Here is a 6,504-nt window from a genome sequence, read left to right as displayed (position 1 = left end):
TTTGTTTCGGACCGCAACCATTCAGTAACATGACCGCCACTAAAGCACTCATTCCTAACGCATTTATCTTTTTCATATTAACCTCTCCTCTATCTTATCTCTTTCTTTTTATTTTTACTATTTATCTTTCAATCTCTTTATCCTTGTTTCCACTAATATTCTAACAAATAGCCTATGTACATTCCATCCTTATTTTTTTTGAGGCTGTCCTTCAACAGTTGCATTTCCTTCAACCCTTGCGGCACCACCAACCCAAGCGTTACCTTTAACCACTACTGCACCACAAACCATTGCGAAATCACTAACCACAGCGTTTCCACAGACCGTTGCGGCACCAGTAACCCATGCGCTTTCTTCAACCACGGCGTTATCATTAACTACTGCATTATCTTTGACCACGGCATCATCTTTGACCCATGCGTTATCTGTTTGGCTTAAATTTTCTTCCTTTTCTACAAAACCACCTAAATCCCCAGCCTTTACATCTTCAAAAGAAGTCAAAGCTTTGATTCTGTATACTTTAGTTCCCTCAACCATTTTAGTTTCTGTTGTTAATTCGTATTTTTTGTTCTCCATGTTTTTTTAATCTCCTTTCAAAACAAACTTAAAACTTCATCCTGCCCATAATTCATATAAATAGCTTCTGTACGCTTTATGCTATTTTCTGCAGTAGTTACTTTAATTTCTTTTCTCCAACCAACTAAATACTCATCATATAAATTATTTTCATAACTGCTTATCATCACTTTTCCTTTATGCCCCTTCAAAGCTTCCAGGAGCTTAATATGTTGTTTATCCGTCATTTCATATTCATATAAATAATTTTTTCTGCAAATCAAAGGGTATGGTGGATCTGCATAAATAAACACTTCTTTTTTGTTATATCTTTCAATCAAAGTTAAAGCATCTTGATTTTCAATTTGTGCTTGTTGAAGCCTTTTAGAAGCCATTTGCAGAATTTTTGGAAATTCATTCCACAACGAAGTAGTTCTAGGGCTTAAATGACCAATGCTAGATCGAAAACCATTCTTATATTTGTTGCTACATCCAAAACCTTGGCAGCATCGAACAGCGAACCGTCTAGCCCGCTATCCTGGTTTTACTTCCGGGATATTTCAAAACATTTTTCATTCTTTTCTCCTGTCTAAGAAACAAAAAATGCGACCAAGAGATTGATTCTCTTAATCACATTTTTTTATGTAACCTTATGCAATCAGGGTTTATCAACTCTTTTCGCATTTATAATAAAACTTACTCATTTATTTTTGATTGTCTATAGCTAAACACACTTTTAACTACATCCATATTATATGTCAAGTAAGTTTCCAAAATCAACCCCTTTTTTGGAAACTTTTTTGTGAAAAATCACTGTTTTTTCGATTTTCGAACCCTTATAAATCCAGTATTTAATAGGGTATACGCCACTTGTGAAGGATTCTTACATTGATATTTTCAGAAAAAAAGAAACTTAATTAATTTCTTCACAAGTTATGTAAGCGTCTTACATTTTTGCTGATTAGTATGAGCCACATCAACTAAAAAGGGTATGATTACATCATCATTCCCTTATTCTCTATCTTTTCCTCCGATTCTTCGATCTCTTCCTCTTGTTCCCAAGGATGATAGACTAATTCAATGTTCCTATTGCAAAACTTCGTTAAGTCCAGTTCACTATCTTTAGCCGTTGTTAATGTGGTTTCTCTATTAGCTAGGTTTAGCCAGTCATATTCATTTAATAAGTCTTGAAAAATTTCAATTGCCTCTCGATTAGTGATACTTTTTTTTGAAATATACACGGAACCTTGATTCCATTCAAAGCCATTTTCTTCCATATATCTTTTAATATCAGAATAAGCATTTCGCCAACTTTTTGATGGATAATATGAATCTAGTAACTCTGTATCTAAATCAAACGCTATTTGTTTCCTGGACACACACTAAAACCTACCTATTTTTTTTAAATGCTTCATACTTAATGCAAGATCATCTGTGTTTTCTTCAGGATCTTCTTCATTAGTCGTTTTCCAACTATCTAAGAGCTCTAACAACTCCTTTTTATATCCTAATTGTACATTAGCGTATAACAGAGTTTCATATTCTTTTTGATTTTTAGCAATAAACATCAGTTCTTTAAGAGTGGTGCTTTTGTTACTCAATTTCCCTATTTTGTTATTAAATGAAGCTTCAATTTCTTCTTTCCAGTAATCATAAATATTTTTTTCAATATTCTTCTTGAAAATAAACGTGGTTGTCTTCATAATCTCTCCTTCGTAATATTTACCTCTTTGATTCTATCTTTCTTATTCTTCCCAGTCAAATTCCACTCTCTCAAAAATACGGTGGTAGGTTAGCCCTAATTTTTCCCACCTCTCTCGCCTATCATCTTCAATTTCATTAGATCCCTGGACAAAATTTCCATATTCCATTGTTGACCACATATCTAACCAGCAAGATGTTATCATTTTTTCGATTGCCCTTTTCTTATATTTTGAAAGCGTTTTTTTACTGACAGATAAATCCTTAGCCAATTCTTCCAATGACTTATTTAAATAGGAATTAAAATATTTGTGAATAAACATCAGTCTTTCCATTTTTTCTAATTGGTTAAACTGATCCATAAAAATCTTAACCCTTCTTTGATAAGTAATTTCTTCATTAATCATTAATTGATTTTTATCAATTGGGATAGATTGTGAGCTTGTATCATTCTTTTCATAGGAGATTGCCCGAACCAGCACATTATTTTTCCAAGCCGAAGGATTAAGAGAGAATAGATATTCCTCATTGAACACAATTAATTTGGGAGAATATTGATTATTTTCTTCGATGATATCTATCATTAGGTGATTCAATCTTTCTTCATAGCTGTTAGCTGATGAGTCACTGAATATGTCGTAATAGCTTCTCATTTTTATTCTCCCTTCTAATTGGTATAATTCATACCAATTGGTTTTTTGTGATCAATTCCAAGATTCCATTCATTAATTCATCTCCAATCTGTTTATTTTCTAAATCTTTTAGAGTTACTTTAAGTCTCTTTTCATTTTGAAGATCGTTGACTAATTGAATTAATTCTTTCTTACCGGCAGTTTTCAAATAATGAATGACAAGCTTTTTTTGAGTGAAACTATTGACTAGATTTCTATTTACTTTGTATTTCAAAGAAGAAAAGTGAGAGGCTAATCCTAAATACTTAAACAAGCTATTTTCCTTTTCAAATTGTTCTAGTCTTGAAATATCTAATTCTATTGTTTCTTCTAATTTAGTGAAGTCCATATCTTCTTACCTTTACTTTTTCATGTTGGATGATATTTCTTCAATCATTGTCATAATATCCATTAATTTTTCTACTTCTAATTTATTCAAATAAAGATCTGTATACTCTTCTGATAAGCGATAAAGTTTTTTTGTTGCCTGGAAAAGTTTTTTTCCAAACTTGGTAGCAGTTAAAACTGTGTCATCTTTTTCCTTTGGTTCATCTACTACTTTTGAATCACCTATGGATTTTTTATTCTTGCTGGATAGATAATTTCCAACAAACGCTTCCTTAATACCAGTTAATGTGGCAACCCTAGTTCTTACCCTTCCGAATCCATACTTTTTTTTAATTACTTCTAGGGATAAATCAATAATCCTTTCCTTTTCTTCCTTAGTGAGATCTCTATGATTGTTTGCTCCGATGATTTTTAAAATCTCTTCATCGTGATTTTCAATCTTAGGTTGAATCAGTATTGGAACAGACCCGGTTATATCTTTGCCATGATATCGATAAGATTTTTCATCTAAGAAAAGGTTTTTAAGAGCTTGCAATCGTCTGTGACCTGAATATAGAACTACATTTCCATCTGAATTCAAATAGCCGGTTAGGACTTCTTCTAGTCCTTGTTCCTCAATATTTCTTTCCAATAATTCAATATCTGTCATTTCAAAAGGATTTTCTGAATTTCCCAAAACCGAATCTAATGGTTTTAGAAATACCTTGGTTAAATTAGCAACTTCTAATTGACTATTAGATGAACCAACAATTCCCTTAATATCAAAACTGGTCATTATTCTTGTACCTCCTCAATCCAATTTCTATAATCTTCTGCTACGTTTGCTTTTTTATAATCCAAAAGCGATGTATGGAGGAAATATGTTTCCCTAATAGCTTTTGCTTGATAGCGAATAGTTTGGTTATAAACCACATCTCCATAGATTTCTTTTAATTGTCTTAACGCCTCCTTTTCTGTTGAATTTCTATTTACCATGGTTATTAGTATTCTAATTTTTACAGGGTTTTCTCTAGGTAATTCATTTAAAGCATTAATTGTATTGGTATATGTATCTTTGACCCCTTTAAATGAATTGCGATCAATATTAGAAACAATAATAATCTCATCCGCAGCATAAATAGAATTAATGGTCATTAAGTTTAAAGCCGGGTTATTATCAATGACAATCTCATCAAAATCTAAACTCTTTAGAATTTTATTCAGTGAAAATTGAGGAAGACCATTTGCTGAATTAGACTGTAACGTATACGCTACATTGAACAATTCCAACGAAGCTGGCAAAACGTATAAATTTTCAAAATCACTTTTCCAAAGACAGTCACGTACTTCTTCCTTTTTCATCAAAAGCCCAGCTAGGTTTCTACGACTGATTGTTTCATCTTCGTCAAAATTTAAATTTGGCAGTAAATAATTAGTCGCATTTCCTTGCCCATCACAATCAACTAATAAAGTCTTTTTCCCTTCCTTAGCAAAGCCTTCTGATAGTTGTAAAGCTGTAGTGGTTTTTCCTACACCACCCTTGATATTTATAATCGATCGAATCATTTCTTTTCACCCTCCCTAGATTCCACATATGTATTTCATTAGAAATTCATTCATTTCAGTATCAAAATCTTCTATCAAACTATCTAAATTTTCTTGCACTCGAACCACATTCATAAAAATTGAAAAAGATAATTTTAGTTTTCTGTTTCCTGATAAGACTTTTGTATAAAATCCTTTTTTCATGCGATTTAGATATTTCTTAGATAGCGTCATAAATCGATCATATGTTTTCAAATCTTGATAAAAATACCCATCTCTAACAGCAATCCACCCTTGTTGAATTTCTCGTTCAATATGTCGGATAGCCGTGTTAATTCTGGTTAAATTTATGTTTTGATATTTATTCAACCAAGAATGTCTTTTCAATCTTGGAATGCTAAAGGATTTAGAAAATGAAATTTTCATCTTCACCAACGCCGCAACAATACACTGACGGATATGATTTAACAATCGATCAAAACCAATACGCTCTTTTCTATCCCTGTTCTTTCTAGCAAACCCATCTGCTGAAAACAATCTACTCTTTAAACTGAAGTGTGATTTCCAAGTCTTTCTAACATCACCAGGACTTACAATTTGTTTCGCTTCAGGATCAGTCGCCTTACACAATTTTCCGGTAGTTCTATTTTGAAACCTAGCTGTTTTCCAATAATCAACATATTCTACTTCTTCTGAACTGTAATAACGTTCAGAGATAAGAATGTGAACATATCGACCGGCTCCTTTTTTCACTAACCAAGCCGCATAAGGCAAAGCCGCTTCCTTTCCAAACACTTCCTTCATCACTTCCTTAACAAAGCCACGAATATCTTCCAAGGTTTGCGGAAGTAGAATAGTAAGACTCTTTGCTTGAACATTAGCTGTCATGATTCTTTTACCGGCTCGACTAAGTTCAAACTTTTCTAACAAGCGGAAGAACTCAACACAGCCAATCGTTGAAACTGTCGCATCTAAAACAAGTTCACCAATATTTCCTGCCATCCAATCAGAAATGCTTACAACCGATTGTAAATCATCATAAATATTGCTTCGATTCAAAAATACTTCCATAAGACTCCTTTATTCAATTAACTACACATCATAGGTTTCCTATGTTGTTTTTTTAATTTTGATTTATTTAAAATCATGAAATATTTATTCGTTTTTTGAAAATAATAAATTTAATTTAACTTGATAAATAGTATCCTTTCATTTAGAATTACCTTGTAAGCCATTAAGAATAAATAAGGTGGATGAGGCAGCTTAGGTATTCTTAATAAATCTATTCTTAGATTTTTAATTAATGAGCTGACAATTCATTAATTAATGTGCTTGTTGGTTGATTAGAAGCAGTTTCTGCTTCTTTTTTATTTCTCCAAATTTGAAATAAGTTCCGATAAATTTTCAAATTCAGGAAATTCATTATTTTCAATGATTTTTTTGTAAAAAAGATATTCCGTTCTAAATTGCTTTAAAGCTGATTTGACAGACAGATGATGGCGATTATATTTTTTTAAAATTAAATCTAAATTACTCCACCCAAACTTTTGTATGTCCTTGGCAATACAGTATCTTTCTTCTAATTTAATGCGATCATTTTTTCCCCTTTTATGTGTAATTTCCATTTATCCCTTCTCCTTTCAAAGAAACAAAAAATGCAGACGATACATTTTTATATCTTTCTGCATTTATTTTAAAATTTACA

10 protein-coding genes are annotated in these 6,504 nt (G+C 31.9%); all 10 read right to left on the bottom strand.

Features of this window, described 5'->3' with window-relative positions; all coding sequences use genetic code 11:
* Positions 1-189 precede the first annotated feature (189 nt).
* Entirely contained in the window at positions 190-576 is a 387-nt protein-coding gene (locus tag K7I92_RS07330) for a hypothetical protein (protein WP_220282606.1), read from the bottom strand.
* A gap of 17 nt (positions 577-593) precedes the next feature.
* The gene (locus K7I92_RS07325; RefSeq protein ID WP_255594397.1) at positions 594-980 is read right to left on the bottom strand and encodes a DNA adenine methylase; all 387 of its coding nucleotides are present in this window, start codon (positions 978-980) and stop codon (positions 594-596) included.
* 570 nt (positions 981-1,550) lie between these two features.
* Positions 1,551-1,934, bottom strand: a complete 384-nt coding sequence (locus K7I92_RS07320) for a hypothetical protein (protein WP_203245229.1) — start codon at positions 1,932-1,934, stop codon at positions 1,551-1,553.
* A 3-nt stretch (positions 1,935-1,937) separates the two neighbouring features.
* Complete coding sequence (locus K7I92_RS07315; RefSeq protein ID WP_203245228.1) at positions 1,938-2,258, bottom strand: hypothetical protein; 321 nt, start codon at positions 2,256-2,258, stop codon at positions 1,938-1,940.
* Positions 2,259-2,300: 42 nt separating this feature from the next.
* Positions 2,301-2,909: a hypothetical protein gene (locus K7I92_RS07310; RefSeq protein ID WP_207120155.1), complete on the bottom strand. Its 609-nt coding sequence runs from the start codon at positions 2,907-2,909 to the stop codon at positions 2,301-2,303.
* Between the two features lie 28 nt (positions 2,910-2,937).
* Positions 2,938-3,276, bottom strand: a complete 339-nt coding sequence (locus tag K7I92_RS07305) for a hypothetical protein (RefSeq protein ID WP_203245226.1) — start codon at positions 3,274-3,276, stop codon at positions 2,938-2,940.
* A gap of 12 nt (positions 3,277-3,288) precedes the next feature.
* Complete coding sequence (locus tag K7I92_RS07300; RefSeq protein ID WP_220282604.1) at positions 3,289-4,050, bottom strand: hypothetical protein; 762 nt, start codon at positions 4,048-4,050, stop codon at positions 3,289-3,291.
* The gene (locus K7I92_RS07295) at positions 4,050-4,820 is read right to left on the bottom strand and encodes a ParA family protein (RefSeq protein WP_203245224.1); all 771 of its coding nucleotides are present in this window, start codon (positions 4,818-4,820) and stop codon (positions 4,050-4,052) included. The genes K7I92_RS07300 and K7I92_RS07295 overlap by 1 nt, the downstream gene beginning before the upstream one ends.
* A 15-nt stretch (positions 4,821-4,835) precedes the next feature.
* Positions 4,836-5,870 carry a hypothetical protein gene (locus K7I92_RS07290; protein ID WP_220282603.1) on the bottom strand — a complete coding sequence of 345 codons (1,035 nt, stop codon included), beginning with the start codon at positions 5,868-5,870 and terminating at the stop codon, positions 4,836-4,838.
* A 296-nt stretch (positions 5,871-6,166) separates the two neighbouring features.
* On the bottom strand, positions 6,167-6,424 hold the full coding sequence (locus tag K7I92_RS07285; RefSeq protein ID WP_203245222.1) for a hypothetical protein: 258 nt from the start codon (positions 6,422-6,424) through the stop codon (positions 6,167-6,169).
* Positions 6,425-6,504: the final 80 nt, after the last annotated feature.

The organism is Bulleidia sp. zg-1013 (assembly GCF_019798045.1).
In the GTDB taxonomy this organism is placed as follows: domain Bacteria; phylum Bacillota_I; class Bacilli_A; order Erysipelotrichales; family Erysipelotrichaceae; genus Bulleidia.
The sequence above is the reverse complement of the archived record's forward strand: the minus strand, read 5'-3'. Positions and strand labels throughout refer to the sequence as shown.

What these genes read in the sequence shown, in the direction of transcription:
- K7I92_RS07315 (WP_203245228.1), bottom strand. Translation starts at nt 2,258, where the DNA reads ATGAAGACAACCACGTTTATTTTCAAGAAGAATATTGAAAAAAATATT.
- K7I92_RS07300 (WP_220282604.1), bottom strand. Translation starts at nt 4,050, where the DNA reads ATGACCAGTTTTGATATTAAGGGAATTGTTGGTTCATCTAATAGTCAA.
- K7I92_RS07305 (WP_203245226.1), bottom strand. Translation starts at nt 3,276, where the DNA reads ATGGACTTCACTAAATTAGAAGAAACAATAGAATTAGATATTTCAAGA.
- K7I92_RS07285 (WP_203245222.1), bottom strand. Translation starts at nt 6,424, where the DNA reads ATGGAAATTACACATAAAAGGGGAAAAAATGATCGCATTAAATTAGAA.
- K7I92_RS07330 (WP_220282606.1), bottom strand. Translation starts at nt 576, where the DNA reads ATGGAGAACAAAAAATACGAATTAACAACAGAAACTAAAATGGTTGAG.
- K7I92_RS07290 (WP_220282603.1), bottom strand. Translation starts at nt 5,870, where the DNA reads ATGGAAGTATTTTTGAATCGAAGCAATATTTATGATGATTTACAATCG.
- K7I92_RS07295 (WP_203245224.1), bottom strand. Translation starts at nt 4,820, where the DNA reads ATGATTCGATCGATTATAAATATCAAGGGTGGTGTAGGAAAAACCACT.
- K7I92_RS07310 (WP_207120155.1), bottom strand. Translation starts at nt 2,909, where the DNA reads ATGAGAAGCTATTACGACATATTCAGTGACTCATCAGCTAACAGCTAT.